The following is a 23,748-nucleotide window of genomic DNA, read 5'->3' on the forward strand; positions in this document are numbered from 1 at the left end:
CCAGCCCCATGCATTCCGAAATCGTTACCCCGGCCCCCGGCGCCGCCGCGGGCGTGGCCACCGATGTGGCGGCCACGCGCTGGCTGGCCGTGGGCAGCCTGCTGGGCCTGATCGTGCTGAGCCTGGCCTGGGAGCTGTGGCTCGCCCCCCTGCGCCCCGGCGGCTCCTGGCTGGCGCTCAAGGCGCTGCCGCTGGCCGTGCCGCTGGCCGGCCTGCTCAAGCGGCGCATGTACACCTACCGCTGGGTCAGCCTGCTGGTGTGGCTGTATTTCACCGAGGGCGTGGTGCGCGCCTGGAGCGATCCGGCCCCCGGCAACTGGCTGGCCGGCCTGGAGATCGTGCTGTGCCTGCTGCTGTTCACCGCCTGCGCGCTGCATGTGCGCCTGCGCCTGCGTGCCGCCAAGGCCGCCCGCGCCGCCGTATCGGCCTGACCTTCACCGGAGCCATCTCCATGACCACCGCCTTGCTCGACACCTTGCGCCAGATCGTCGGCGCCGCCCATGTGCTCACTGAGGGCGACCTGGCCGCCTACGAGCAAGACTGGCGCAAGCGCGTGCGGGGCAAGGCCCTGGCCGTGGTGCGCCCCGCCTCCACCCCCGAGGTGGCGGCCGTGGTGCGCGCCTGCGCGGCGGCGGGCTGCTCCATCGTGCCGCAGGGCGGCAACACCGGCCTGTCGGTGGGCAGCACGCCCGACGGCAGCGGCACGCAGGTGGTGCTGAGCCTCACGCGCATGAACGCGGTGCGCGCCATCGACCACGACAACCTCACCATGACAGTGGAGGCCGGCTGCATCCTGCAGAGCCTGCAGGAAACGGCCGACCGGGCGGGCCTGCTGTTTCCCCTGAGCCTGGCGGCCGAGGGCAGTTGCACCATCGGCGGCAACCTGGGCACCAACGCCGGCGGCACGCAGGTGGTGCGCTACGGCAACGCACGCGAGCTGTGCCTGGGCCTGGAGGTTGTCACGCCCCAGGGCGAGGTGTGGGACGGCCTGAGCGGCCTGCGCAAGGACAACACGGGCTACGACCTGCGCGACCTGTTCATCGGCAGCGAGGGCACGCTGGGCATCATCACCGCCGCCACCCTGAAGCTGTTTCCCCAGCCCGCCGCGCAGCTCACGGCCTTCGCCGCCGTGCCGTCCATGGCGGACGCTGTGCGCCTGCTGGGCCTGGCGCACCGGCACCTGGGCGCGGGCCTGACCGGCTTCGAGGTGATGGGGCAGTTCGCGCTGGCGCTGGTCATCAAGCACATGCCCCAGCTGCGCGTGCCGTTCGCGGGGCTGGACGGTGCGCCGCCCTATTACGTGCTGCTGGAAAACAGCGACAGCGAATCCGAGGAACATGCGCGCCAGCGCTTCGAGGCGCTGCTGGAACTGGCCTTCGAGGAAGGCTGCGTGCTCGATGCCGTGGTGGCCGAGAGCCTGTCGCAGGCGCATGAGCTGTGGCATGTCCGCGAGAGCATTCCGCTGGCCCAGGCCGAGGAAGGGCTGAACATCAAGCACGACATCTCGATCGCCGCGTCGCGCATCCCCGACTTCGTGGAACACACCGACTCCCTGCTGGCGCGCGAAATCCCCGGCGTGCGCCTGGTCAACTTCGGCCACCTGGGCGACGGCAACCTGCACTACAACGTGCAGGCACCCGAGGGTGGCGACGCCCGCGAGTTCCTGCGCACGCAGGAAGCGCGCGTGAACGCGCTGGTCTACGACGCGGTGGCGCAGTTTGGCGGCTCGTTCTCGGCCGAGCATGGCGTGGGCGTGCTCAAGGCCGACAAGCTGGCCCAGTACAAGTCGCCCGTGGCCCTGGGGATGATGCACGCCATCAAGCAGGCGCTGGACCCGCAGGGCCTCATGAACCCCGGCTGCGTGCTCCAGTCCCCGGGCCGCGGTTAACCCCCGAAGTAAAAAAACGCCACGGCACAGCGTGGCGTGGCGTCACTGCCCCAGAGCGCCCGGGGCAGTCACCCCTTGGGCGCGTTCTTGTGGTTGTCCAGCAGGGTCTGCACGTCCTGCGGCCAGGGGACGGCCGCGCCCTGCGGGTCGAGAAATTCACGGGCCGCGCCCTCGTGCAGCATCCACACACGCACCGCGTTCTGGGCCGCATCGACCACGATGGCCGCGGCCTCGGCCCCGCCTTCGTGCGGGCGGTTGCCGGTGATGAACCAGCGGCCCTGGTCCTCGGTCAGCGGGCCCACGGTGCGCATGTTGGCCAGCAGCGTGGGGTAGTCCTTGCCCAGCAGTTGCTGGAGGCGCTCGGCCAGCGCGCCCTGCTCCAGGAAGTTCACCTGGCCATCATGGGGGTAGGCTCCGACATGCGCGCGCAAGGATGCCAGCGGCGACGCGCTGCCCTGCTGCGGCGCACTGGCCGCAGGCGCTGCGGCCACGGCTTCCGAGCCCGCCGCCGGCGGCGTTGCCGCGCTCTCTGGCTTGGGGCTGGATGGCTCGCAGGCGGCCAGCGTCCCCGCCACAGCCAGCGCCACCGGCAGGCGCCAGGCGCCGGACAGTTGCAACAATTTCATCGGTATTCTCCACATGCTGCGTGCCGAAACACGCAAAAAACATAGCTGCCAGCGCTTGCAGTACATGCGTTGCAGGCCTGTTTGAATGTACTTCATGGCGGTGACAAGGCGCCGCGCCGCCAAGGGCTTTCCGTGGCCGCCGGCGGTTGCGCGAAAATGCTGCCCTGCAGCGCGTGGGCCATGGGCCGCGCTTCGTGATTCGGCCGTGGGGGCCGTCAAGGAAGCCGGCATGCCACGCACACCCCAGACGCCCCAGGATCCGGCACAGCGCTTCGGCGAAGATCCTGCATGCGCCCGCCTGATTCCAGAATGTCCTCCATGTCCCAGCACCACCCCGTCCGCTCCCAATACGAAGACTTCATGCGCCATGTGTACGAGCACGGCGTGGCCAAGGGCGACCGCACGGGCACGGGCACGCGCAGCGTGTTCGGCCACCAGATGCGCTTCGACCTGCGCGAGGGCTTTCCGCTGGTGACCACCAAGAAGGTGCACCTGAAGTCCATCATCCTGGAGCTGCTGTGGTTCCTGCAGGGCAGCAGCAACGTGCGCTGGCTGCAGGAGCGCGGCTGCACCATCTGGGACGAATGGGCGCGCGACGACGGCGGCCTGGGCCCCGTGTACGGCGTGCAGTGGCGCAGCTGGCCCACGCCCGATGGCGGGCACATCGACCAGATCGCGCAGGTGATCGACACGCTGAAGAACAACCCCGACTCGCGCCGCATCATCGTCAGCGCCTGGAACGTGGCCGAGCTGGACAAGATGGCCCTCATGCCCTGCCACGCGTTCTTCCAGTTCTACGTGGCCGAGGGACGGCTGTCCTGCCAGCTCTACCAGCGCAGCGCCGACATCTTCCTGGGCGTGCCCTTCAACATCGCCAGCTACGCGCTGCTCACCCACATGGTGGCGCAGCAGTGCGACCTGGAGGTGGGCGACTTCATCTGGACCGGTGGCGACTGCCATATCTACAGCAACCACTTCGAGCAGGTGCAGACCCAGCTCGCGCGCCAGCCCCACGCCTACCCGCAGTTGCACATCCGGCGCCGGCCGGCGTCGATCTTCGACTACGCGTACGAGGACTTCGAGGTGCTGGGCTACGAACACCACCCCGCCATCAAGGCGCCGGTAGCGGTCTGACCCCGCCCATGCCAGCCACCGCCACGCAGCATTTCGAGCGCCAGCACCAGCGCCTGGACGCCCAGTTGCACGCCCACCTGCTGGACATCGTGGGCGCCGATTTCGCCCGGGCGCTCCAGCGCCTGGAGCGCTGGCACCGGGGCCTGCGGCGCCATGTCGAGATCGAGAACACCCGCCTGCTGCCGCATGTGCCCGAGGGCGCGCGCTGGGCAGCGCGCGTGTACCTGCTGGAGCACGAGCGCATTCTGCTGCTGGCCGAGGAATACGCGGCCAAGGTGCAGGCCGTCGCCGCCCGCCCCCCGCGCGGCCAGCGTGCCACGCGCGCCGCCGTGCTCATGCTGCTGGACGCTGCCCACGCGCTGCGCCATGTGCTGGAGCACCACCACGAACGCGAGCACACGGCGCTGGCGCACGAGCTGCCGCAGGCCCTGCAGGAGGCCGCCTGGGCCCCGCGCGGCCGGCCGTCCCCCACCCACGCCTCCAGCCACTGAACCATGGAAATCGCCCTCATCTACGCCCGCGCGGCCAACGGCGTCATCGGCCGGGACGGCACCATGCCCTGGCACCTGCCGGAAGACCTGGCGCACTTCAAGCAGCTGACCCAGGGCCACCCGGTCATCATGGGCCGCAAGACCTGGGACTCGCTGCCCGTGCGCTTTCGCCCGCTGCCCGGGCGCACCAACATCGTCGTCACCCGGCAAGCGGATTGGCATGAAAATGGCACGCAGCGCGCATCCAGCCTGCGCGAAGCGCTATCAATAGCAGAGCAATCAAACACCACCACCTGGATCATGGGCGGCGCCCAGATCTACGCCCAGGCCCTGCCCCTGGCCACGCGCGTGGAGGTGACCGAGATCGCCCGCGACTACGAGGGCGATGCCTACGCCCCCACCCTGGGCCCCGAGTGGGTGGAGACCGCGCGCAGCAGCCATGTGAGCGCGGGCGGCCTGCCCTACCACTTCGTGCGCTTCGAGCGCCGCGGCTGAGGCGGCCATGCCGCCCGCCGAGCCCGGCGCGGCCTCACGGTGAGCCGGACAGCAGGCGCAGGGCCTGCCGCTTCGGCTGGCTGTCGCCATGGTTGCAGAGCACGGCCGCGCCCCGGCCCGACTCCGGCGAGTACGCCCAGTACGACCGGTAGCCCGCCCAGCCGCCGCCATGCGCCACCACGGCCTGGCCCTGGACCTGGAAATACTCCCAACCATGGGCATAGATGCCGCGCTCCCCTGCCGGCCGGGCCTGGCCCAACGCCGGCAGCAGCATGCTGCGCACGCCGGGGGTGGCACTTGCGTCGGCGCGCCGCAGCGGCGCGTTGCGGTGCACATGCCACAGCCATCGGCGCATGTCGGCCACCGTCGAATGCACCTGCCCGTCGCCGGTCTGCTCCCAGGGCGATTCGTCGAGCAACCAGCCCTGCGGGCCGCGCTTCCATCCCCGCGCCAGGCGATCCAAGTCCGTGGGATAGCGGTCCACGATGTCGGTGGAGCGCATGCCCAGCGGCCCGAAGATGCGCTGCGCGGAGAACGCCGCCAGCGTCTGCCCGCTGACGCGCTGCACCACCTGCGCCAGCAGGAAGTAGCCGGTGTTGCTGTACTCGAAGCGGCTGCCGGGCGCGAAGCGCAAGCGGCGCATGCCGGCGAGAAGGTCCAGGGTCTCCGCGCTGGTGACCCGCTCGGCCGCGCGCCCGGCCCGCTCCAGGGGATCGATGTAGTCCGGCAAGCCGCCGCGGTGCAGCAGGATCTGCTGGAGCGTGGGCTGGCGCAACGCACCGCGCAGCTCGGGCAGGTGCTGGCCCACCGCGTCCTGCAGCGTCAGCCGCCCGTCCTCGGCCAGCAGGAGGATGGCCAACGCGGTGAACTGCTTGGAGACGGAGGCGAGGTTGAAGCGGGTGTCGGCGTCGATCACCCGCCCGGTGGCCAGGTCGGCCAGCCCGCTGGCCCCGAACGTGGCCGCATCGCCGCCCTCGGTGCGCACCCAGGCGCAGCCCGGCGCGGCCGCCACCGAAGGCATTGGCGCGGCCAGCGCGGCCAGCAACGCGACAAGCGGCAGCCCGCCAAAGACGGCGCGCCCCATCACCACCGGCCCGTGAACGTGACGCTGACCTGGCGCCCCAGCCCCCAGTTGCAGGTCCAGAGCGATCCGCAGGTGGACACGTAGCGCTTGTCGGTCAGGTTGCTGATGTTCAGCGCCAGCTCGCTGTCGCGCAGCGACGGCCACAGGGTGCCCAGCAGCATGGACAGGCGCGCATCGAACACCGTGTGCGACGGAATCTCCAGCCCCGCGTACCCGCCCCCGGCCATGGCAATGTCGCCGTTGTAGGCCTTGCCCACATGGCGAACGCCCGCGCCCAGCACCGCGCCCTGCAGCGCATGCGCGCCCGTCAGCGTGTAGTCCATCCACAGCGCGGCCTGCTGGCGTGGCACGAAGAGCAGCGATTGGCCCAGCTCTTCCGGGATCTCGCTGCGCAGGACCTTGGTATCCAAGTGCGTGTAGGAGCCGATGACCGACCAGTTTCTGGACAGCCTGCCGTTCAGCTCCACCTCCACGCCGCGCGAGCGCACCTCGCCGGTCTGCACCTGCTCGGGAAACCCCAGGACCGGGTCGTCCGTCAGCCGGTTCGTCTGGCGAATGTCGAAGGCCGCCACGGCCAGCATCCAGTCCTTGCGCGGCTGCAGCTTGACGCCGACCTCCAGCTGCCGCCCGCGCATGGGCTGGAACGGCGCGCCCGCCGCGGTCACGCCCGCCACCGGCTCGAAGGAGGTGCCGTAGCTCACATGGGGCGCCCACCCACCCGCGTCGTACAGCGCGCCGATGCGGCCGCTGGTGGCGCTGCTGCGTTGCCCCAGGTCTGCCGTCTCGCCCCGCCGGGTGCTGCCGCCAGTCACCCGGGATCGGTCGTGGCGCAGGCCGGCGATGAGGTGCAGCCGCTCCCAGCGCAGGGCGTCCTGCACATACAGGCCCGCCATCTTCTGCCGGCTCTGGATGCTGGACAGCGCCTTGAGCGGGCCGACCTCCATGCCGTAGTCCGGCGCATAGATGTCGAGCACGCCGTCGCTGCCCCCCGGGCCTACGGTGGCCGTGTCGCGGCTCGCGGAAAAGCGGTCCCGGTAGTAGTCGAAGCCCACGGTGACCGTGTGCTGGACCGCCCCGGTGGCCACCTGCCAGTCCAGCCGGGTGTCGCTCGCCAGGGAGTTGGCGGCGCCGCGCCCGCGCGTGGCATAGCGCCGGATGCTGCGCCAGTCCCACGCGCCCTCGGCCGGGTCGGGCTCAGAGTACATGTCGCTTTGCACCATGGCAAGGTCCGTCTTGATGCGCTGCGCGCGGCTTTCGTGGCGCAGCGTCAGGCCATCGGCCAGGGCGTATTTCAGCGAGAGGCCGCCCATGTCCTGGTTGCGGTCGAAACGGTCGAAAGCCGGCTCCCCAATGTTCAAGCCCGTGGGCAGCGGGCCGTTCGGGTTCGGGTACAGCGTGCCATAGGCGGGCAGCCACTGGGAGTCGTTGCCGCCGCGATCCCGCTGCAGCGCCGCCCACAGCTGCAGCTCGCCCCGGTTGGCTAGGTCGATCCGCACGGAGGGCGCGAGCAGTTGGCGCTTGCGTTCGGCAAAGTCCACCTGGCTGTCGCTGGCGCTGTCGAGCGCCAGCAGGCGCCAGGCCAGTTTGTTCTGTTCGGCCTTGCCGTGCAGGTCCACGCCGAGGCGGCGCTGGCCGTTGTTGCCGGCCGTGAGTTCTATGCTCTGGTTGGAAAGCTCGGTGTCCGCGCGCTTGCTGGACATGGCGATCAGCCCCCCCGGCACCATCGCGCCGTAGAGCGCGGAGGCCGGCCCCTTCAGCACCTCGATGCGGTTGAGCATGTAGGGATCGACCTGCGGCCGCGTCCAGTTGTTGCCCGCGCCCGCACCGCCGTCCAGCTTCAGGCCGTTGAGCCAGCTGACGGAGCCGGAGTTGAAGCCCCGGAACGCCAGGGTGTCGAAGCGCGCATCGACACCTTCGTACTCAGACGAGATCCCCGCGGTGTAGCGCAGCGCCTCGGAAACGCTGCGCGTGGCCTGGGCCTCGATCTGGTGCTGCGTGACGACGGACACCGAACCTGGCGTCGTGAACAACAGCTGATCGGTCTTGCTGGCCGCTGCGCTGCGCAGGGCCAGGAAGCCGTTGGCCGGCCCGGTGGCGCTTTCGCGCGGGCCGGTGACCGTCACCGAGGGCAAGGAGCCTGCATCGGCGGACGGGGCCGGCGCCCGCTTCACGAGCACCCTGGCGCCGTCGATGGATGCGGCGAGCGGGGTGCCGGCCAGCAATCGGTCCAGCGCCTGCGCAACGCTCAACCGCCCCGACACCGCGGGTGATGTCCTGCCCGCTACCTGGGTGGCGTCGAAGGTCATCTCCAGATGAGCCTGGCGGGCCAGTTCATTGAGCGCCTGCCCCAGCGGCTGGGCTGGAATATGGATGGCGACAAGGGCCGCCGTGGTGGGCGCGCTCGGTTGCTGGGCCAGGCTGGTTGGCGCATGGCCTGCCGCCCAGGCCAGCGTGACGGCGGCCGCCAGGGCCAGGGGGGCGCGGCTTGGGCGCTGGGGTTGCTGCGTATGGCGCATGAAAGAAATCGCTCCTCGGTCGGTCGTTGCATCCGGGCCCGCCCCACAGGGGCCGCCCGCTCCTAGCGATGAAGACGCACCAGGCATGCCGAATCCCCATGTGCTGCCAGCAAGAATTTTTCGATGAATCGCCAAGGGCTACCTTGCCACCACCTCCATGGCGTCGCCCCGCCGCACCAGGCGCACGGGCAGCACCAGCAGCAAGGTGTCGGCGAAGCGCTGCCACTGGCCCAGGCTGTAGCTGCCGCCCACGGGCATGGCGGCCACGGCGGGGTCACGCACCACCAGCCGGGTACGGCCATAGCGCTCGAATTCGGCGATGGCCTGGCCCAGGGGCGTCTGGTCGAAACTGATCCGGCCATCGCGCCAGGGGGCGATGGAGGCCGATGGCACGCGGCTCACCGGGCTGATGCGGCCGGCCCCGTCGGCCACCACGCGTTGCCCGGCGGTCAGATGAATGGCGGGCATCGCCGGCTCCGCCACAGCGCTCACCGCTCGCCCGTCGCCCGCTGCCGGGTCAGTTCGGGCGACGCGCACCTGTCCCTCCTCCACCGAAACGACGGTCTGACCCGCGTCCAAACCGGACAGGGTGTGCCGGACCGAAAAACGGGTTCCCACCACCGTGATGCGCAGCGCGCCCGCCACGACGTGGAACGGCCGCTTTGCATCGGGCGCCACCGTGAACATGGCCTGGCCGCTCTCCAGGCGCACCTCGCGCCGATCGCGGTACAGCCGGGCCTGCACCTGGGTGCCGGTGTCCAGCTGCAGGGTGCTACCCTGGCTGCCGGCATCGGGCAGATGCGCCGTCAGTTGCTGCCCCTGCTGGGTGGCAAAGGTCTGCGCAAAAGTCGGCTGTTGCTGCCAGTGCGTCCAGCCCATCCAGCCCCCGCACACCGCGGCCAAGGCCAGTGCGGCGGCGGCCGCCTGTGGGAACAGATGGCCCCAGCCTGCCAGCCACAGGCGCAGGCCGGAGCCCAGCGCACGGTGCGGTGGATCGGGCGGCGCGGCGCGTGGCAAGGGCGCGGACGGCGATGGCCCGCCCGGCAGACCCGCCCTGAGCGCCTGAACTTCGCCATCGGGGAGTCGCTGCACATCGCCCAAGGTGGCTTCCATGTCGTCGAAGGCGGCGGCATGCCGCGGGTCGGCATCCAGCCATGCCTGCCATTGCGCCTCTTCGCTGTCGTCCAGCCCGCTGCGCCGGCGCAGCACCCAGGTGGCGGCGTCGATATCCAGCGGGTCTTGTGCCTGTGCGAAGGCCTCGAACTCGCGTTCATCCGCTTCCGCACCGGGCGTGGGCAGTCGGTGGTGTGGGGGCATGGGCTTGGGCATGTAGGGCGGCAATGGTGGGACCGGGTATCTCTGTAGACGCATGAACCGGGGCGGTCCCTCATCCCCTCATCCCCTGGCGGGGTCAGGGCTTCTCCGGCGCATAGGGCGCCCGGCCTGCTTCCTGCAGCCTGCGCGCGCACAGCCTGCAGGCCACCATGCCCCGCACCACATGCTTTTCCACCATGCTGACCGTGATGCCCATGCGCTGGGCGATCTGCCCCTGGCCGCATTCATCGAAGACATACAGCACGAAAGCCTCGCGGCAACGAGGCGGCAGGCCCTCGATGGTGCTCACGTAGGCGTGGATCACTTGCCGGGAGGCCAGCAGTTCCTCGGGCTGCAGGTGCAGGGGTGCAGCCGGATGCTGGTCTTCCGGGAGCATGTCGATGGCGTCATGCCAGCGCACTTCGGCACGCCGATGCTGGTCGATGACCAGGTTGCGCGCAACGCGGTACAGCAGAGCACGCATGTCCAGTACGGCCTGGCCGGAAGACTGGGCGGTCAGCACGCGTACATAGCTTTCCTGCGCCAGGTCGGCGGCGGTGTCTCGGTCACTGACCTGGCGGGTCAGGAAGTTCAGCAGTTCGCGGTGGTAGCGCTCCAGCACGGAAAGACCCAGGTGTGGTTGGCAAAGGTGGAGCACCGGGGGAAGTGAAGGCTGGCGGCGGCTGACCTACGGCACCCATTGAAATGATAATTATTGCCATTTGCAAATACACGCATCGTGTCAAAAGGATTTATAGCAATCATTCTCATTTACATTAACCATATTCACAGGAGTTCTCCAATGCCTCTCAAACCCCTCCTCGCCGCCACCGCCCTGTCGCTCACACTGGCGGGCACCGCCTACGCCCAGTTCTCCGCCACCCCCGCCACGGTGGTCGAGCACTACGCCACGCTGGTGCACGCCAATTACGAGGACACGCTCAACGCGGCCAAGGCCATGCAGACGGCGATCAAGACCTTTACCACATCGCCCTCGCAAGCCACGCTGGACACCGCCCGCAAGGCCTGGCTTGACGCCCGCGAGTTCTACGGCCTGACCGAGGCCTTCCGGTTCTATGGCGGTCCGATCGATGACGACAAGGGCCCCGAAGGCCAGCTCAACGCCTGGCCGATGGACGAGTCCTACGTGGACTGCATCGAAGGCAAGAAGACCGCCGGCCTCATCAACAACCGCAAGCAGCCCCTCACCAAGAAAGCGCTGGCCGCCCAGAACGAGAAAGGCGGCGAAGAGAACGTGGCCACCGGCTGGCACGCCATCGAGTTCCTGCTGTGGGGCCAGGACCTGTCGGAGACCGGCCCGGGCAACCGCAACTTCGAAGACTTCGTGGATGGCAAGGCCCCCAACGCCGACCGCCGCCGCCAGTACCTCAACGTCGTCACCGAGCTGCTGATCGACGACCTGAGCTACCTCGTCAAGGCCTGGGCTCCGGGCGCCAAGAACAACTATCGCACCAAGTTCGAGAAGGGCGGCAACGAGTCGCTGCGCAAGATGTTCGTGGCCATGGGCTCGCTCTCGCGCGGCGAGCTTGCCGGCGAGCGGATGGAAGTGGCCCTGTCCAGCCAAGACCAGGAAGACGAGCACAGCTGTTTCTCGGACAACACCCACCGGGACACGGTGCGCAACGCCCAGGGCATCGAGAATGTGTGGCTTGGGCGCTATGTGCGCGCCGACGGCAGCACGGTGCAGGGCCCCAGCCTGCGCGACCTGGTGGCCGCGAAGGACGCGGCCCTGGCCACCCAGACCACGCAGCAGATCCGCAGCTCGGTGCAGGCCGCCGAGGCGATTCCGGCGCCGTTCGACCGCGCCATCGTGCAGGGCCACCCCGGGCGCGCCAAGATCGAGGCCGCCATTCAGAGCCTGACGGTGCAGTCGGACCAGATCGTCGCCGCCGCGGCGGCGGTGGGCATCCAGAAACTCACCCTGGCACAACCGTGATGGAGGCGGCGCTTTGATCAAGGCAGTCCTGGCGATCGCAGTGGCGGTGGCCGCCGGCGCGGCCGCGCTGACCGCTCCCGACACCCGCGCCAACGGCGCCGGAGTCGACCCGCTGGGCGAGAAGACCGGCGGCGACACCACCGTATGGGCCACCGGGCGCAATGCGTTCTCCTTCCCCGCAGCCAACCTGCCCAACGACGAGCGCACGCGCTTCGTCATCGGCAACTCATTCTTCAAGCGCAACTGGGTCGAAACACCGGCCAGCACCACGGCCCGCGACGGCTTGGGGCCGCATTTTCTGGCACGGTCTTGCGCGGCCTGCCACATGCACGACGGACGCGGTGAGCCACCCCCGTGGACGCGCGGGCTCTCGGAACAAGAGCCACTGGCCTTGCTGCTGCGCCTGTCGGTGCCGGGCACCGATGCCCACGGAGGGCCGCGGCCCCACCCCGCGTACGGCGACCAGCTCAACACCGTGGGCGTCCAGGGCGTCAAGCCCGAGGGCCGCGTGCGCATGCGCTGGGAACCGGTGCATGGCCGCTTTGCCGACGGCACCCGCTACACCCTGCAAAAGCCCATCTACGAGATCGACAGGCCGGGCTACGGCCCGCTGGGCCAAGGCACCATGATCAGCCCGCGCATCGCGCCGCAGGTCATCGGCGTCGGGCTGCTCGAATCCATTCCCGAGCGCGAAATCCTGGCCAACGCCGAGTCCCAGGCCCGCATGCCCGGCCCGATCAAGGGCCAGCCCAATCGCGTGTGGGATGTCTTCGCACAACGCGAGTTGGTGGGCCGCTTCGGTTGGAAGGCCAATGTGGCCACCGTAGCGCACCAGACAGCCGCGGCCTTCCTTGGCGACATCGGCATCACATCGACGAAGTTTCCGGCTGAGGCCTGCATGCCGCCCCAAAGGGACTGCCTGGCAGCGCCCACCGGGGCCGAGCCTGGCGGTGTGGAGATCGAAGACAAGACGCTGGACGATGTGATCTTCTACCAGGCAGTGCTGGCCCCCCCGGCGCGCCGCAATATGCACGATGCGCAGGTGCTGCGTGGACAGGCCCTGTTTGCGCAGGCGCAATGCGCGGTTTGCCACCGCCCCTCCTACCAGACGGAAGATGGCCCCTTTCCGCGCCTGACCAGCAAGGCTCTGTCAGGCCAGACCATCTGGCCCTACACCGACTTGCTGCTGCACGACATGGGCAAGGCCCTGGCCGATGGCCGCCCCGACTTCCGGGCCAATGGACAACAGTGGAAAACGCCACCGCTGTGGGGCATTGGCTTGCTCAAGGACGTCAACGGCCACACGCGCTTGCTGCACGATGGACGCGCCAATGGCGTGATCGAAGCCATTCTGTGGCACGGCGGCGAGGCCGAAGCGAGCAAGCAACAGGTGCTCCAGTTCAATGAAGCCGATCGCCAGGCCTTGGCCAGGTTTGTGGAGTCGTTGTGATGGTTCACATCCGTTCAAGATCGATGCAGCGGATCGCGTCGGTGCTCCTTAGCGTGGGCTGGTGGATGGCACTGACACCAGCCGCCCACGCACAAGGAGTTGTGGCCTTCCCGGTCTACCGCGCCGAGCATGCACTGCGGGGCATCTACACGCACCACTATCCGGTGCGTTGGCAAGCGTTCGAGCATGAGGCTGCCGCCTTGACGCAGGCGGCCAGGCAGCACTGCGCAGGCCGGGAACAGGCTGCAGACCTCATGCACGCCTGGGAGCGCGCGCGATTGGTGTGGGTAGCGGCGTCGAATCCAGCCGTAGGGCCGGTGATCCAGCGGCGCAGCCAACGAGAAATCGACTTCTGGCCGGCACGCCCCGCGCTGCTCCAACGCGCCCTGGCCAACCGGCCGCAGAGCCTGGCGCAGATGGAACGCGTGGGCGGCCCCGCCAAAGGGTTTCCGACAATGGAAACGCTGCTCTTTAGGGTGTCCCCGGCCGCGCACTGCCCTTACCTTGTCCTCATTGCCGAGGGCATCGAGGCAGAAGCCCAGGCCCTGTCCAAGGCCTTCGCAGAGCTGGCGGTCAAGGACTGGACTACCGACGAAGAGGCGGCTCGCAGCGGATTTGCCGAATGGGTCAACCAGTGGCTCGGGGGACTGGAGAGCCTTCGTTGGCAACAGATGGAACTGCCCATTCAGAAGGCCCGCACCACCAAAGCGGGACAGCCACCTTCATTTGCACGCAGGCGCATGGAGGACAACGTCGCGGACTGGCGTGCGCAGTGGCAATCGCTGCGGGCACAGGCCCGCTTGGCGGCAGGAGTGCCAAACAACCCGCCCGAGCCCGGCAAGGCGTTGGCGCCCATCGAAGCCTTGCTTTTAGGCAAGGGCCACATCGCTCTCGCTGAACGGTGGGGCAAGGCCATAGATGCCGCAACGTCCGCGATGGAGTCGCTTTCTGCGCGGCCCTCGGAGCGCGAGCTGCTGGCCTTGTCCTCCTCCCTCAAGGCTGTGGGCTCGCTCTACCAGGGCGAGGTGGCAGCGGCGCTGGATGTCCCGCTGGGCTTTTCCAGCGCGGACGGTGACTGAAAGAGCACACCATGCAGCGACGCCAATTGCTTCTTTCACTCACGGGCCTGGCCGGTTCGGCCACTTGGGCCGACACCCCACCATCCGCCACCCTTGTAGCAGCATGGTGCGCAGCAGCACATTGGGCTGCTGCGCGCAAGTCAGGATCGCATCGATACAAGGGGGCCGGCCCTGCCGCTACCCACCCGGGCCCATGGCCTGATCGTTGAACGCGACGGCAGCGTGCTTGCCCTGGCGCGCCGGCCCGGCGATTGGCTGCTGCGTTGGAGCCCCGCCACCGGCCAGACCCAATGGTCCTGGCTGGAGGACGACCACCGCTTGAACGGCCACGGCGTCTTGCTGCCCGGCACCGATGTGCTGCTGACCACCCAGACCGACCGTGAAACGGACGCAGGCTGGTTAGGGGTGAGAGATCGGGCCACGCTCGCACTGCTGGACACCTGGCCCACCCATGGCCGTGACCCGCACCAACTGATCGTGCTGCCGCAAGCACTGGTGCGCTGGCCGGTCGGCACCGTGCTGGTGGCCAACGGAGGCATTGCCGCACGCTCAGAAACAGGGCGCAGCAAGCAGCATGGTGAACGGATGGACGCATCCCTGGTCGCACTCGATCCGCTGCGTGGGGCGCTGCTGGGTCAGTGGCGCTTGGAGGACCCCTTCCTGAGCATTCGCCACCTTGCCTGGGACAAGCGTTCGCAGCGTCTGGGCATCGCCTTGCAAGCCGAACATCCGACAACGCAGGAACGCAAGACCGCCCCGATACTGGCCATATGGGATGGCCATTCGCTGACACCGGCTCAAGGTCAGCCCCCTCTGCAGGGATATGGCGGTGACGTCCTCGCCCTCGCCCAAGGCGGGTTCGCCGTGGGGTGCCCCCGCGCCGACGTCTTGGCCATCTTCTCGGCCGATGCACGCTTCGTCTCTGCCATCAAACACCCCCAGTCCTGCGCACTCGCTGGTCTTGGAGAGCTTTGGTGGAACGCTGGCAGCTCCAGCGCCTTGGCAGGCAAAGCAAGCCGGGCCTTGACGATGCCCATCCCCACGGACATCACAAGGGGCCGGGGCTCGGCATTGCAATTCGACAACCACTGGTTGCCCTACCTCTGATAGCGATCAGAGACCAGGCATAGGGTGTTGCGTCCCCCGGTCGGGGGTCATACCGTCAACCCTGCCACAGACCGCAAACCCCACCCGAACCTGCATGGAACTCAAGCTTCTCGCTAGCTTCTTTCCGTCATGAGCCCGAACAGTCTAGTGGTTGAACCTAGTCCGATCCGATAGCTGGCGGCTACCGTCGGATTCACGCTCAGATGGGTCCGTTTGTCACAGATAGCCGTCGATTATTCCCACTCGATGGTCGCAGGCGGCTTGCTCGACACGTCGTACGTGACGCGATTGATGCCACGCACCTCGTTGATGATGCGGCCCGACACCTTCTTGAGCAGGCCATAGGGCAGTTCTGCCCAGTCGGCCGTCATAAAGTCGCTGGTCTGCACGGCGCGCAGGGCCACCACATAGTCATAGGTACGACCGTCCCCCATCACGCCCACGCTCTTGACGGGCAGGAAGACGGTGAAGGCTTGGCTGGTGAGGTCGTACCAGCTCTTGCCGCTGGATTCATCCATCCAGTTGCGCAGTTCTTCGATGAAGATGGCATCGGCGCGGCGTAGCAGGTCAGCATACTCCTTCTTCACCTCGCCCAGGATGCGCACGCCCAGTCCCGGGCCGGGGAACGGGTGACGGTAGACCATCTCGCGGGGCAGGCCCAGAGCCACGCCCAGCTCGCGCACCTCATCCTTGAACAGATCGCGCAGGGGCTCCAGCAGCTTCAGGCCCAGTTGCTCTGGCAGGCCACCCACGTTGTGGTGACTCTTGATGGTGACAGCCTTCTTGCTCTTGGCTCCACCCGACTCGATGACGTCGGGATAGATCGTGCCCTGGGCCAGGAAGGTCGCACCCTTGTGACCGCCGTCGCTTGCCTTGAGCTTGGCTGCCTCGGCCTTGAACACATCGACGAAAAGGCCACCAATGATCTTACGCTTGGCCTCTGGCTCGCTGACGCCGGCCAACTTGCCCAGGAACAGCTCGCTGGCGTCCACGCGGATCACCTTGGCGTGCAGCTTGCCTTCGAACATGTCCATGACCATGTCGCCCTCATTGAGGCGCAGCAGGCCGTGGTCCACGAACACGCAGGTCAGTTGGTCGCCGATGGCACGGTGGATCAGGGCCGCAGCCACGGAGGAGTCCACGCCGCCCGACAGGCCGAGAATGACCTCCTCGTCGCCCACCTGCTCGCGGATCTTGGCGACGGCTTCCTCAATGTAGTCGCCCATGATCCAGTCGGCATTGGCCGCGCAAATCTCGCGCACGAATCGATTGAGCAGGGCCGCACCCTGCACGGTGTGCGTGACCTCGGGGTGGAACTGCACGGCGTAGAAGCGGCGCGCCTCGTCGGCCATGCCGGCGATGGTGCAGGACGGCGTGGAGGCCATGACCTTGAAGCCTGGGGGCAGTTCGGTGACCTTGTCGCCGTGGCTCATCCAGACCTTGAGCATGCCGTGGCCTTCGGCCGTGGCGAAGTCCTCAATACCCTTGAGCAGCGCGGTGTGGCCATGGGCACGCACCTCCGCATAACCGAATTCGCGGGTGTGGGAGCCTTCGACCTTGCCACCGAGTTGTGCCGCCATGGTCTGCATGCCATAGCAGATGCCTAGCACAGGTACGCCAAGTTCGAACACCGCGTCAGGCGCCCTGTCGTCCACCTCGTACACGCTGGCATGACTGCCCGACAGGATGACGCCCTTGAGCTTGCCATCGGCAGCGAACTCACGCACCCATTCGCTGCTGACATCACAAGGATGGACCTCGCAATACACATGGGCCTCGCGCACGCGGCGCGCGATGAGCTGGGTGACCTGGGAGCCGAAATCGAGAATGAGGATCTTGTCGTGTTGCATGGAGGGCGACAGGGTCAGGAAAAGACAAAGGCCCGAACGCCTGGTAGCGGGTTCGGGCCTGCGAGTAGCGGAACGTCAGTCCGCGCGGTAGTTGGGCGCTTCCTTGGTGATCTGCACGTCGTGCACGTGCGACTCCCGGATACCGGCAGCCGTGATCTCCACGAACTCGGCCTTGTCATTCATCTCCTGGATGGTGGCGCAGCCGCAGTAACCCATGGCTGCACGCACGCCGCCCGCCATCTGGAACACGATGGACACCATGGAGCCCTTGTAAGGCACGCGCCCCTCAATCCCCTCGGGAACGAGCTTGTCCGCATGCGGATTGCCTGTGGTGGCTTCCTGGAAGTAACGATCGGCCGAACCCTGCTGCATGGCGCCAATGGAGCCCATGCCACGGTAGCTCTTGTAGCTGCGACCCTGGTACAGGATGACTTCACCCGGCGCCTCTTCGGTGCCGGCGAACATGCCACCCATCATGATGGTCGACGCCCCAGCGGCCAGCGCCTTGGCGATGTCGCCCGAGAAGCGGATGCCACCGTCGGCAATCAACGGCACGCCCGTGCCCTTGAGCGCAGTGGCCACGCTGTCGATGGCCATGATCTGGGGCACGCCCACACCGGCCACGATGCGCGTCGTGCAAATGGAACCGGGGCCGATCCCGACCTTGACCGCGTCGGCACCGGCCTCGACCAGTGCCAGCGCTGCCGCACCAGTGGCGATGTTGCCGCCAATCACATCCACCTGCGGATAGTTCTGCTTGACCCAGCGCACGCGGTCAATAACACCCTTGCTGTGGCCATGGGCCGTGTCCACCACGATGGCGTCCACCCCCGCCTTGACCAACAGCTCGACCCGCTCTTCCGTACCTGCTCCCACACCCACGGCCGCAGCCACGCGCAGGCGGCCTGCGGAATCACGTGCCGCATTGGGGAAGGTGGTCTGCTTGTTGATGTCCTTGACGGTGATGAGGCCCTTGAGCTCAAAGGCATCGTTCACCACCAGCAGGCGTTCAAGCTTGTGCTTGTTCAGCAGCGCCTTGGCCTGTGCCGGCGTCGTGCCTTCCTTCTCGTTGACGGTGATCAACTTCTCGCGCGGCGTCATGATCTCGCGCACCTTGACGTCGTAGCGCGTCTCGAACCGCACATCACGGCTGGTGACGATGCCCACCACCTTGCCGCCATCGCACACGGGGAAGCCCGAGATGCCCAGGTTCTCGGAAAGCTCCAGAACCTGCAAGACCGTGTGCTCGGGCGTGATCACCACGGGATCGTGCACCACGCCGGATTCATGGCGCTTGACCTTGGACACCTCGGCAGCCTGCTGCTCGGCCGTCATGTTCTTGTGGATGACACCAATCCCCCCCTCTTGCGCGATGGCGATGGCCAAGCGCGCCTCGGTGACGGTGTCCATGGCGGCGGACACGAGGGGAAGATTAAGGGAGATATTGCGCGTGAAGCGCGTGACAAGGGTGGTGTCCTTGGGCAGGACCTGGGAGTACGCCGGCACCAACAACACATCGTCGAAGGTGAGCGCTTTTCCAAGAAGGCGCATGTGAAAGCTCCAAAAGAAAGATTGTACCTGCCGCGCGACAATCCGCGCAGCGGGCCTCCGAATGCCCGCTAGTGGGCCGGCCACTGCCCGGCTACACTTGCCCGCATGAAACCGCACAAGCTTCTTCTTCTGGCACTGGCCTGCGCGTGGGCCATGGGCGCTTCCGCCCAATGGCAATGGGTGGACAAGGATGGTCGCAAAGTATTCAGCGACCGCCCGCCGCCACAGGACATCCCCGAGAAGAGCATCCTTAAGCAGCCCCAGTTCACCGTCAAGCAGGCACGCCCTGCGGCGGCGCCGGCATCGGCGGCATCCGAAACTACGGCCGCGCCTCAAGCAGCCCCCGGAGCCGGCAAGGACAAGCAGTTGCAGGAAAACAAGGCCAAGGCCGACGCCGCAGAAGCCGCGAAGAAAAAGGCCGAGGAGGACCGCATCGCCAAGGCACGCGCCGACAACTGCGCGCAGGCCAAGCGGGCCAAGGCCCAGTTGGCCCCAGGCAAGCTGATCGGCCATGTCAACGCCAAGGGGGAACGCGGCTTCATGGACGATGAAACACGGGCGGCAGAACTGCGCCGGGCCGATGCGGTGATCGCCTCCGACTGCAAATAGGCCGCGCACCCGAGCCCTGCGCCTGTCGCCGCCGCCAAGACAACGGCCGCCCTCCTGCATGGACCGGGCGGCCGTTTCGCATTCACCGCCTGCTCAGTACCCCGCCTTGGAGCCCGGCCTGCGCCTGGCGAACAGGCCCGCGGCCCGCGCGCCCTGGCTTGCAAAGCGCTGACGGCGCGCCAGCTTGGGGTCTACCGTCAGCGGCCGGCAACACTCCACGCGGTCACCGTCGCGCAACGGGTCACCAGGCTCAGCCGCCCTGCCCCAGATGCCGTACGTGAAGCGCGCGTCCCGCGGATCCAGGCCGCAGGCCTGCAGGGCCTGCGCGACGCAGGCGCCTGCCGGCAGTCGCAGATGCCATTCCTGCACCTGCGCCGGCCGCAGCGAAGCCGCCACGGTGATGCGCAGCAGGCCGTCGTCAGCCATAGACCTGCTCGGCCCGCTTGATGAAGGCATCCACGAACGTGGCGGCAATGCGGTCAAACACCGGCCCCACCAAGGTCGCCAGCGTCTTGCTGTCGAAACCGTAGTGCAATTGCAGCTCGACCTTGCAGGCCCGCTGCGTGCCATCGCCCACGGGGTGGAAATGCCAATCCCCATCGAGCTTGGAAAACGGGCCTTCGACCAGTTCCATCTTCACGCGGCGCCCCTCCTCGTGCGTATTGCGCGTCACGAAGGACTTGCGAATGCCACCGAGGGCAATGCCGACCTCCGCCCGCATGCCTTGCGCATCGCGCTCCAGTACGACGGCGCGGTCGCACCACGGAAGAAACTGCGGGTACTGGGCCACGTCCGTCACGAGGGCGAACATTTCTTCGGGGCTGTACCAGATCAGGACGGACTTGTTGACGGTTTTCATGAGGGCTGAGGGAATCGGGCGCTGGCAAACCGGCCCGGGCCATTGCTCCTAAAGACGGCGTCGCGGAGCACCCGGCCTAGAATCAGGGGAGCGAGACGACAACAATTGTAGGGAGGCCTTTGATCTCCCGGTTTGCGCCGCATCTATTCACCATGGCCAAGAAACCTGAAACAGCGTCACGCATCGCCGACAACAAGAAGGCGGCATACAACTACTTCTTCGAGGAACGCCACGAGGCCGGCATGGTGCTGCACGGCTGGGAGGTGAAGGCGCTGCGCGAGGGCAAGGTCCAGCTCACCGACGGCTACGTGGTCATCAAGGACGGCGAGCTGTTCCTCATCGGCTGCCAGATCAACCCGCTCAAGACGGCCTCCACCCATGTGAGCCCCGACGCCGCGCGCATCAAGAAGCTGCTGCTGCACAAGGACGAGATCCGCCGCCTCATCGGCAAGGTCGAGCAGAAGGGCTACACGCTGGTGCCGCTGAACCTGCACTGGAAGGATGGGCGCGCCAAGTGCGATATCGCCCTGGCCAAGGGCAAGGCAGAGCACGACAAGCGCGACACCATCAAGGAGCGCGAGGGCAAGCGCGAGGTGGAGCGCGTGATGAAGAGCCGTCACCGCTGATTTTTTTGCAGCGGGCCTGGAATAAGCGCCCGCGCCCCGGTGTTTATCCCTGCGTCCGGCCACCATTTCAGCGGGCCGGCAAACCCACGGAGAACACCATGACCAAATTCAGCCCCCTGCTCGTCGCACTGGCCCTGGCCGGCTGCTATTCCATGCCCCAGGCACAGGTCAGTACACAGGGCGGCGTCCTTGCCGGCCCCAATGGCATGACGCTCTACACCTTCGACAAGGACATGGCCGGCAGCGGCAAGTCCGCCTGCAACGGTGCCTGCGCCACCAACTGGCCCCCGCTGACGGCAACGGCGGCGCCCAGCGGCGACGGCTACAGCCTGATCCAGCGCGACGATGGCGCCAAACAGGTGGCCTACAAGGGCAAACCGCTGTACTACTGGAGCAAGGATACCAAGCCCGGCGACAAAGGCGGCGATGGCGTGAACAACGTGTGGCGCGCCGCCACGCCATGAGCGCAACAATGCGCCCATGAACCGCACCCAGATCCAGGAACAGCTGCCAGGGCTGCGCCGCTACGCGCGCGCGCTCACCGGCGACGCCTGGGCGGCCGATGATCTGGTGCAGGACACCCTGGAGCGCGCCTGCCGCAAATGGCTGCTGTGGCGCAGCGGCAGCGACCTGCGCGCCTGGCTGTTCACGCTGATGCACAACCTCTACCTGAACCAGCGCCGGGGCCTGCTGGCGGTTCAGGCACTCGATGCCGAGGCCCTGGCCGCGCTGCCGGGCGCGGACGGCGTGGCGGGCGACACCGCCATTGACCTGGACCGTTGCCTGCAGCGCCTGCCGGCAGAGCAGCGCGCCGTGCTGCTGCTGGTGACGCTGGAAGACATGGCCTATGCCGATGTGGCGCGTGTGCTGGAGATTCCGGTGGGCACGGTGATGTCGCGCCTGTCCCGCGCCCGCTCGCGCATGCGCGAACTGCTGGAACAGGCACCCGGCCACACGCCCCGGCCCCATGCGGCCGCCGCAGCCCCCTTGCGGCGCATGAAATGAGCCCCCCTGCGCCCCGACCCGCTGACCTGCTATTCACCTGAGTCCGCCATGAACGCCCCCCGCCCCTCACCCCAGGATGACGCCCGCCTGCACGCCCTGGTGGACGGCCGTCTGCCGCCCGACGAGGCCGCGCGACTGCGCACCAGCCTCGATGCCCCCGCGCAGGGCGAGACGGAGGCCTGGGAACACCAGCGCCTGCTGCTGCGGCAGCTGCATGGCGACTGGCTGGAGCGCCCCGTGCCCGACACCCTGCGCCACGCGGCCGACCGGCTGCAGGAAGTGCGCGCCGAGCGCCAACGCTGGGCGGCCTGGGGCGGCATGGCCGCGGGGTGGGTGCTGGCCTTCGGCCTGGGCTGGGCCGTGCATGGGCATTGGGGTGCGCCGCCCGGCCGCGCCGCCACGCTGGCCACGGCACCGTCCGCGCCCCAACTGTTCGCGCAGCAGGCCGCCTTGGCCCACGCGGTCTACCAGCCGGAGCAGCGCCACCCCGTGGAGGTGACGGCGGCGCAGCAGGACCACCTGGTGCAATGGCTGTCCAAGCGCCTGGCGCGGCCGCTCACGGTGCCGCACCTGGAGGAGCAAGGCTTCGAACTTGTGGGCGGCCGGCTGCTGCCCGGAGGCGCCGGCGCGCGCGCGCAGTTCATGTACCAGAACGCCGCGGGCGTGCGCATCACGCTGTACCTGGGCGCACTGGAGGACGCGCAGGGCGCGCAGGCCACGGCCTTCCACTTCCACAGCGAAGGGCCGGTGCACGGCTTCTACTGGGTGGAGCAGGGCTTTGGCTACGCGCTCAGCGGTGAACTGCCGCGGCCGGCGCTGCAGGCGCTGGCCACGGCCGTGTACCGGCAGCTGCCGCTCAGCGCAGCGCCGCCAGCGGGTGCGAGTGTGCCGGCCAGGGGCTCTTGAAGAAGGACTGCACCAGCTCGGGCGACACGTCCTCGATGCGTGCGGGCTCCCAGCGCGGCTGGTGGTCCTTGTCCACCGCCAGCGCGCGGATGCCTTCCACCGTCTCGCTCTGGCCGGGGCGCAGGTAGAAGCAGTGGCGCACCATGTCGCGCTCCATGCGCAGGTCGTCGGCCAGGTCCATGGCGCGTGCGCGGCGGATCTGCTCCAGCACCACATGCAGCATCAGCGGCGAGCGCTTGCGCAGCGTGGCGGCCGTGGCGCGCGACCAGTCGTCGCCCGCGGCCTCCAGGGCGGCCACGATGGCCGGCACGTCGGTCAGGGCGAAATATTGGTCAATTTGGCCTCTAGCACTTACAGAACAAGCGCCAGCAGCTACAAATTGTGAAGCAACCCATTGCTGCACGGCGGTGCCGTCGGCGAACGTCTGCGCGCCCAGCCCCTCCCAGACGGCGACCTGCTGCTCCGATGGCAGGAAGCCATCGGCCAGCTGGAATGCGATGGCGTCCGCCGCACCGATGGCGTCGCCCGTCAGGGCCAGCCACTCGCCCACGCGGCCGGGGCAGCGCGAGAGAAAGTAGCCGCCGCCCACGTCGGGGAACAGGCCGATCGCCGTCTCGGGCATGGCCATCTTGGTGCGCTCGGTCACGATGCGCAGGCTGCCGCCCTGGCTGATGCCCATGCCGCCGCCCATGACGATGCCGTCCATGAAGGCGATGTAGGGCTTGCCAAACGTGTGGATGAGGTGGTTGAGGGCGTATTCCTCGGTGAAGAAATCCTCGAGTTCCGGGTTGCCCGAGCTGCCCGCGGCGTGCAGGAAGCGGATGTCACCGCCCGCGCAGAAGGCGCCGAACGGGCCTTCGCGGCCGTTGCCGCGAATCGCCACGGCCAGCACCTTGTCGTCCTGCTGCCAGGCCAGCAGCGTGGCCATGAGGCTGCGCACCATGCCCAGCGACAGGGCGTTGAGCGCCTTCGGGCGGTTCAGTGTGATGCAGCCCACCTGGCCGCGCACCTCGGTCACGACTTCCGCCGTCATCTCCGTCATTGTTATTCCTTCCATCCAAGCATTGCATTGAAAACGGGCACACCGGCCGCCGGTGCACCCCCCATCGGCACGGCCGTGGCCGGCGCTTGTCAGCGCCCGGCTACGGCCAGCGACATCTTGGCCACCACGGGTGGCGGGGCCACCGGCCATGGTAGCGGC

24 protein-coding genes are annotated in these 23,748 nt (G+C 68.0%); 14 read left to right on the forward strand and 10 right to left on the reverse strand.

Annotated elements, in window-relative coordinates:
• Window positions 1-8 precede the first annotated feature (8 nt).
• On the forward strand, window positions 9-431 hold the full coding sequence (locus BP68_RS14685) for a DUF2069 domain-containing protein (RefSeq protein WP_496373046.1): 423 nt from the start codon (window positions 9-11) through the stop codon (window positions 429-431).
• 20 nt (window positions 432-451) lie between these two features.
• Complete coding sequence (locus BP68_RS14690; protein ID WP_496373048.1) at window positions 452-1,888, forward strand: FAD-binding oxidoreductase; 1,437 nt, start codon at window positions 452-454, stop codon at window positions 1,886-1,888.
• 68 nt (window positions 1,889-1,956) lie between these two features.
• Here BP68_RS14690 and BP68_RS14695 read toward each other — a convergent pair whose 3' ends face one another.
• Window positions 1,957-2,514, reverse strand: a complete 558-nt coding sequence (locus BP68_RS14695; protein ID WP_496373050.1) for an Ivy family c-type lysozyme inhibitor — start codon at window positions 2,512-2,514, stop codon at window positions 1,957-1,959.
• A 318-nt stretch (window positions 2,515-2,832) separates the two neighbouring features.
• Between BP68_RS14695 and BP68_RS14700 the strand changes: the two genes are divergently transcribed.
• From BP68_RS14700 to BP68_RS14710, 3 genes are read left to right on the forward strand one after another with little or no spacing between them, the layout of a single operon-like run.
• Window positions 2,833-3,648 carry a thymidylate synthase gene (locus BP68_RS14700; RefSeq protein WP_496373052.1) on the forward strand — a complete coding sequence of 272 codons (816 nt, stop codon included), beginning with the start codon at window positions 2,833-2,835 and terminating at the stop codon, window positions 3,646-3,648.
• An 8-nt stretch (window positions 3,649-3,656) separates the two neighbouring features.
• Complete coding sequence (locus tag BP68_RS14705) at window positions 3,657-4,139, forward strand: hypothetical protein (RefSeq protein ID WP_496373054.1); 483 nt, start codon at window positions 3,657-3,659, stop codon at window positions 4,137-4,139.
• A gap of 3 nt (window positions 4,140-4,142) precedes the next feature.
• Window positions 4,143-4,634: a dihydrofolate reductase gene (locus BP68_RS14710; RefSeq protein ID WP_496373056.1), complete on the forward strand. Its 492-nt coding sequence runs from the start codon at window positions 4,143-4,145 to the stop codon at window positions 4,632-4,634.
• A gap of 34 nt (window positions 4,635-4,668) precedes the next feature.
• On the opposite strand, the gene BP68_RS14715 is transcribed toward BP68_RS14710, so the two are convergent.
• The 4 genes from BP68_RS14715 to BP68_RS14730 form a co-directional block, all read right to left on the reverse strand.
• Window positions 4,669-5,718 carry a serine hydrolase domain-containing protein gene (locus BP68_RS14715; protein WP_496373058.1) on the reverse strand — a complete coding sequence of 350 codons (1,050 nt, stop codon included), beginning with the start codon at window positions 5,716-5,718 and terminating at the stop codon, window positions 4,669-4,671.
• On the reverse strand, window positions 5,718-8,234 hold the full coding sequence (locus BP68_RS14720) for a TonB-dependent siderophore receptor (RefSeq protein ID WP_496373060.1): 2,517 nt from the start codon (window positions 8,232-8,234) through the stop codon (window positions 5,718-5,720). Before BP68_RS14720 ends, BP68_RS14715 begins: the two co-directional genes overlap by 1 nt.
• A gap of 138 nt (window positions 8,235-8,372) precedes the next feature.
• A complete protein-coding gene (locus BP68_RS14725; protein ID WP_496373062.1) occupies window positions 8,373-9,551 on the reverse strand; it encodes a FecR family protein in 1,179 nt (392 codons plus the stop codon).
• A 94-nt stretch (window positions 9,552-9,645) separates the two neighbouring features.
• On the reverse strand, window positions 9,646-10,170 hold the full coding sequence (locus BP68_RS14730; RefSeq protein WP_496373064.1) for a sigma-70 family RNA polymerase sigma factor: 525 nt from the start codon (window positions 10,168-10,170) through the stop codon (window positions 9,646-9,648).
• 180 nt (window positions 10,171-10,350) lie between these two features.
• Here BP68_RS14730 and BP68_RS14735 point away from each other — a divergent pair, with 180 nt between their 5' ends.
• The 4 genes from BP68_RS14735 (at window position 10,351) to BP68_RS14750 (ending at window position 15,141) form a co-directional block, all read left to right on the forward strand.
• Entirely contained in the window at window positions 10,351-11,505 is a 1,155-nt protein-coding gene (locus BP68_RS14735) for an imelysin family protein (RefSeq protein WP_496373066.1), read from the forward strand.
• A gap of 13 nt (window positions 11,506-11,518) precedes the next feature.
• Window positions 11,519-12,955, forward strand: a complete 1,437-nt coding sequence (locus BP68_RS14740) for a di-heme oxidoreductase family protein (RefSeq protein ID WP_496373068.1) — start codon at window positions 11,519-11,521, stop codon at window positions 12,953-12,955.
• Window positions 12,955-14,034 (forward strand): imelysin family protein, encoded by a 1,080-nt coding sequence (locus BP68_RS14745; RefSeq protein ID WP_496373070.1) that lies wholly within the window; start codon window positions 12,955-12,957, stop codon window positions 14,032-14,034. Before BP68_RS14740 ends, BP68_RS14745 begins: the two co-directional genes overlap by 1 nt.
• A gap of 222 nt (window positions 14,035-14,256) precedes the next feature.
• The gene (locus tag BP68_RS14750; protein WP_496373072.1) at window positions 14,257-15,141 is read left to right on the forward strand and encodes a DUF1513 domain-containing protein; all 885 of its coding nucleotides are present in this window, start codon (window positions 14,257-14,259) and stop codon (window positions 15,139-15,141) included.
• Window positions 15,142-15,374: 233 nt separating this feature from the next.
• On the opposite strand, the gene guaA is transcribed toward BP68_RS14750, so the two are convergent.
• Both guaA and guaB read right to left on the reverse strand, forming a co-directional pair.
• Window positions 15,375-16,991: a glutamine-hydrolyzing GMP synthase gene (guaA, locus tag BP68_RS14755; protein ID WP_496373074.1), complete on the reverse strand. Its 1,617-nt coding sequence runs from the start codon at window positions 16,989-16,991 to the stop codon at window positions 15,375-15,377.
• Between the two features lie 75 nt (window positions 16,992-17,066).
• Entirely contained in the window at window positions 17,067-18,542 is a 1,476-nt protein-coding gene (guaB, locus tag BP68_RS14760) for an IMP dehydrogenase (protein ID WP_496373076.1), read from the reverse strand.
• Window positions 18,543-18,647: 105 nt separating this feature from the next.
• Between guaB and BP68_RS14765 the strand changes: the two genes are divergently transcribed.
• Window positions 18,648-19,151 carry a DUF4124 domain-containing protein gene (locus tag BP68_RS14765; protein ID WP_496373078.1) on the forward strand — a complete coding sequence of 168 codons (504 nt, stop codon included), beginning with the start codon at window positions 18,648-18,650 and terminating at the stop codon, window positions 19,149-19,151.
• Window positions 19,152-19,244: 93 nt separating this feature from the next.
• Here the strand turns inward: BP68_RS14765 and BP68_RS14770 are convergent, their stop codons facing one another.
• Together BP68_RS14770 and BP68_RS14775 are read right to left on the reverse strand one after the other, a co-directional pair.
• Complete coding sequence (locus BP68_RS14770) at window positions 19,245-19,577, reverse strand: RnfH family protein (protein ID WP_496373080.1); 333 nt, start codon at window positions 19,575-19,577, stop codon at window positions 19,245-19,247.
• The gene (locus BP68_RS14775) at window positions 19,570-20,010 is read right to left on the reverse strand and encodes a type II toxin-antitoxin system RatA family toxin (RefSeq protein ID WP_496373082.1); all 441 of its coding nucleotides are present in this window, start codon (window positions 20,008-20,010) and stop codon (window positions 19,570-19,572) included. Before BP68_RS14775 ends, BP68_RS14770 begins: the two co-directional genes overlap by 8 nt.
• 152 nt (window positions 20,011-20,162) lie before the next feature.
• Between BP68_RS14775 and smpB the strand changes: the two genes are divergently transcribed.
• The 4 genes from smpB (at window position 20,163) to BP68_RS14795 (ending at window position 22,547) form a co-directional block, all read left to right on the forward strand.
• Window positions 20,163-20,636, forward strand: a complete 474-nt coding sequence (gene smpB / locus BP68_RS14780) for an SsrA-binding protein SmpB (protein ID WP_496373084.1) — start codon at window positions 20,163-20,165, stop codon at window positions 20,634-20,636.
• 98 nt (window positions 20,637-20,734) lie between these two features.
• Window positions 20,735-21,100 carry a COG4315 family predicted lipoprotein gene (locus tag BP68_RS14785; protein WP_496373086.1) on the forward strand — a complete coding sequence of 122 codons (366 nt, stop codon included), beginning with the start codon at window positions 20,735-20,737 and terminating at the stop codon, window positions 21,098-21,100.
• Between the two features lie 16 nt (window positions 21,101-21,116).
• Window positions 21,117-21,641: an RNA polymerase sigma factor gene (locus tag BP68_RS14790; protein ID WP_496373088.1), complete on the forward strand. Its 525-nt coding sequence runs from the start codon at window positions 21,117-21,119 to the stop codon at window positions 21,639-21,641.
• A gap of 48 nt (window positions 21,642-21,689) precedes the next feature.
• The gene (locus BP68_RS14795; protein WP_496373090.1) at window positions 21,690-22,547 is read left to right on the forward strand and encodes an anti-sigma factor family protein; all 858 of its coding nucleotides are present in this window, start codon (window positions 21,690-21,692) and stop codon (window positions 22,545-22,547) included.
• Here BP68_RS14795 and BP68_RS14800 read toward each other — a convergent pair.
• Window positions 22,498-23,589, reverse strand: coding sequence for an enoyl-CoA hydratase/isomerase family protein (locus BP68_RS14800; RefSeq protein ID WP_496373092.1), 1,092 nt, complete (start codon window positions 23,587-23,589; stop codon window positions 22,498-22,500). The two genes, BP68_RS14795 and BP68_RS14800, sit on opposite strands and share 50 nt — an antisense overlap.
• Window positions 23,590-23,748 lie beyond the last annotated feature (159 nt).

The sequence above is a fragment of the Diaphorobacter oryzae DSM 22780 genome, assembly GCF_059568935.1.

What these genes read in the sequence shown, in the direction of transcription:
- BP68_RS14685 (WP_496373046.1), top strand. Translation starts at nt 9, where the DNA reads ATGCATTCCGAAATCGTTACCCCGGCCCCCGGCGCCGCCGCGGGCGTG.
- BP68_RS14690 (WP_496373048.1), top strand. Translation starts at nt 452, where the DNA reads ATGACCACCGCCTTGCTCGACACCTTGCGCCAGATCGTCGGCGCCGCC.
- BP68_RS14695 (WP_496373050.1), bottom strand. Translation starts at nt 2,514, where the DNA reads ATGAAATTGTTGCAACTGTCCGGCGCCTGGCGCCTGCCGGTGGCGCTG.
- BP68_RS14700 (WP_496373052.1), top strand. Translation starts at nt 2,833, where the DNA reads ATGTCCCAGCACCACCCCGTCCGCTCCCAATACGAAGACTTCATGCGC.
- BP68_RS14705 (WP_496373054.1), top strand. Translation starts at nt 3,657, where the DNA reads ATGCCAGCCACCGCCACGCAGCATTTCGAGCGCCAGCACCAGCGCCTG.
- BP68_RS14710 (WP_496373056.1), top strand. Translation starts at nt 4,143, where the DNA reads ATGGAAATCGCCCTCATCTACGCCCGCGCGGCCAACGGCGTCATCGGC.
- BP68_RS14715 (WP_496373058.1), bottom strand. Translation starts at nt 5,718, where the DNA reads ATGGGGCGCGCCGTCTTTGGCGGGCTGCCGCTTGTCGCGTTGCTGGCC.
- BP68_RS14720 (WP_496373060.1), bottom strand. Translation starts at nt 8,234, where the DNA reads ATGCGCCATACGCAGCAACCCCAGCGCCCAAGCCGCGCCCCCCTGGCC.
- BP68_RS14725 (WP_496373062.1), bottom strand. Translation starts at nt 9,551, where the DNA reads ATGCCCCCACACCACCGACTGCCCACGCCCGGTGCGGAAGCGGATGAA.
- BP68_RS14735 (WP_496373066.1), top strand. Translation starts at nt 10,351, where the DNA reads ATGCCTCTCAAACCCCTCCTCGCCGCCACCGCCCTGTCGCTCACACTG.
- BP68_RS14745 (WP_496373070.1), top strand. Translation starts at nt 12,955, where the DNA reads ATGGTTCACATCCGTTCAAGATCGATGCAGCGGATCGCGTCGGTGCTC.
- guaA (WP_496373074.1), bottom strand. Translation starts at nt 16,991, where the DNA reads ATGCAACACGACAAGATCCTCATTCTCGATTTCGGCTCCCAGGTCACC.
- guaB (WP_496373076.1), bottom strand. Translation starts at nt 18,542, where the DNA reads ATGCGCCTTCTTGGAAAAGCGCTCACCTTCGACGATGTGTTGTTGGTG.
- BP68_RS14765 (WP_496373078.1), top strand. Translation starts at nt 18,648, where the DNA reads ATGAAACCGCACAAGCTTCTTCTTCTGGCACTGGCCTGCGCGTGGGCC.
- BP68_RS14770 (WP_496373080.1), bottom strand. Translation starts at nt 19,577, where the DNA reads ATGGCTGACGACGGCCTGCTGCGCATCACCGTGGCGGCTTCGCTGCGG.
- BP68_RS14775 (WP_496373082.1), bottom strand. Translation starts at nt 20,010, where the DNA reads ATGAAAACCGTCAACAAGTCCGTCCTGATCTGGTACAGCCCCGAAGAA.
- smpB (WP_496373084.1), top strand. Translation starts at nt 20,163, where the DNA reads ATGGCCAAGAAACCTGAAACAGCGTCACGCATCGCCGACAACAAGAAG.
- BP68_RS14785 (WP_496373086.1), top strand. Translation starts at nt 20,735, where the DNA reads ATGACCAAATTCAGCCCCCTGCTCGTCGCACTGGCCCTGGCCGGCTGC.
- BP68_RS14790 (WP_496373088.1), top strand. Translation starts at nt 21,117, where the DNA reads ATGAACCGCACCCAGATCCAGGAACAGCTGCCAGGGCTGCGCCGCTAC.
- BP68_RS14795 (WP_496373090.1), top strand. Translation starts at nt 21,690, where the DNA reads ATGAACGCCCCCCGCCCCTCACCCCAGGATGACGCCCGCCTGCACGCC.
- BP68_RS14800 (WP_496373092.1), bottom strand. Translation starts at nt 23,589, where the DNA reads ATGACGGAGATGACGGCGGAAGTCGTGACCGAGGTGCGCGGCCAGGTG.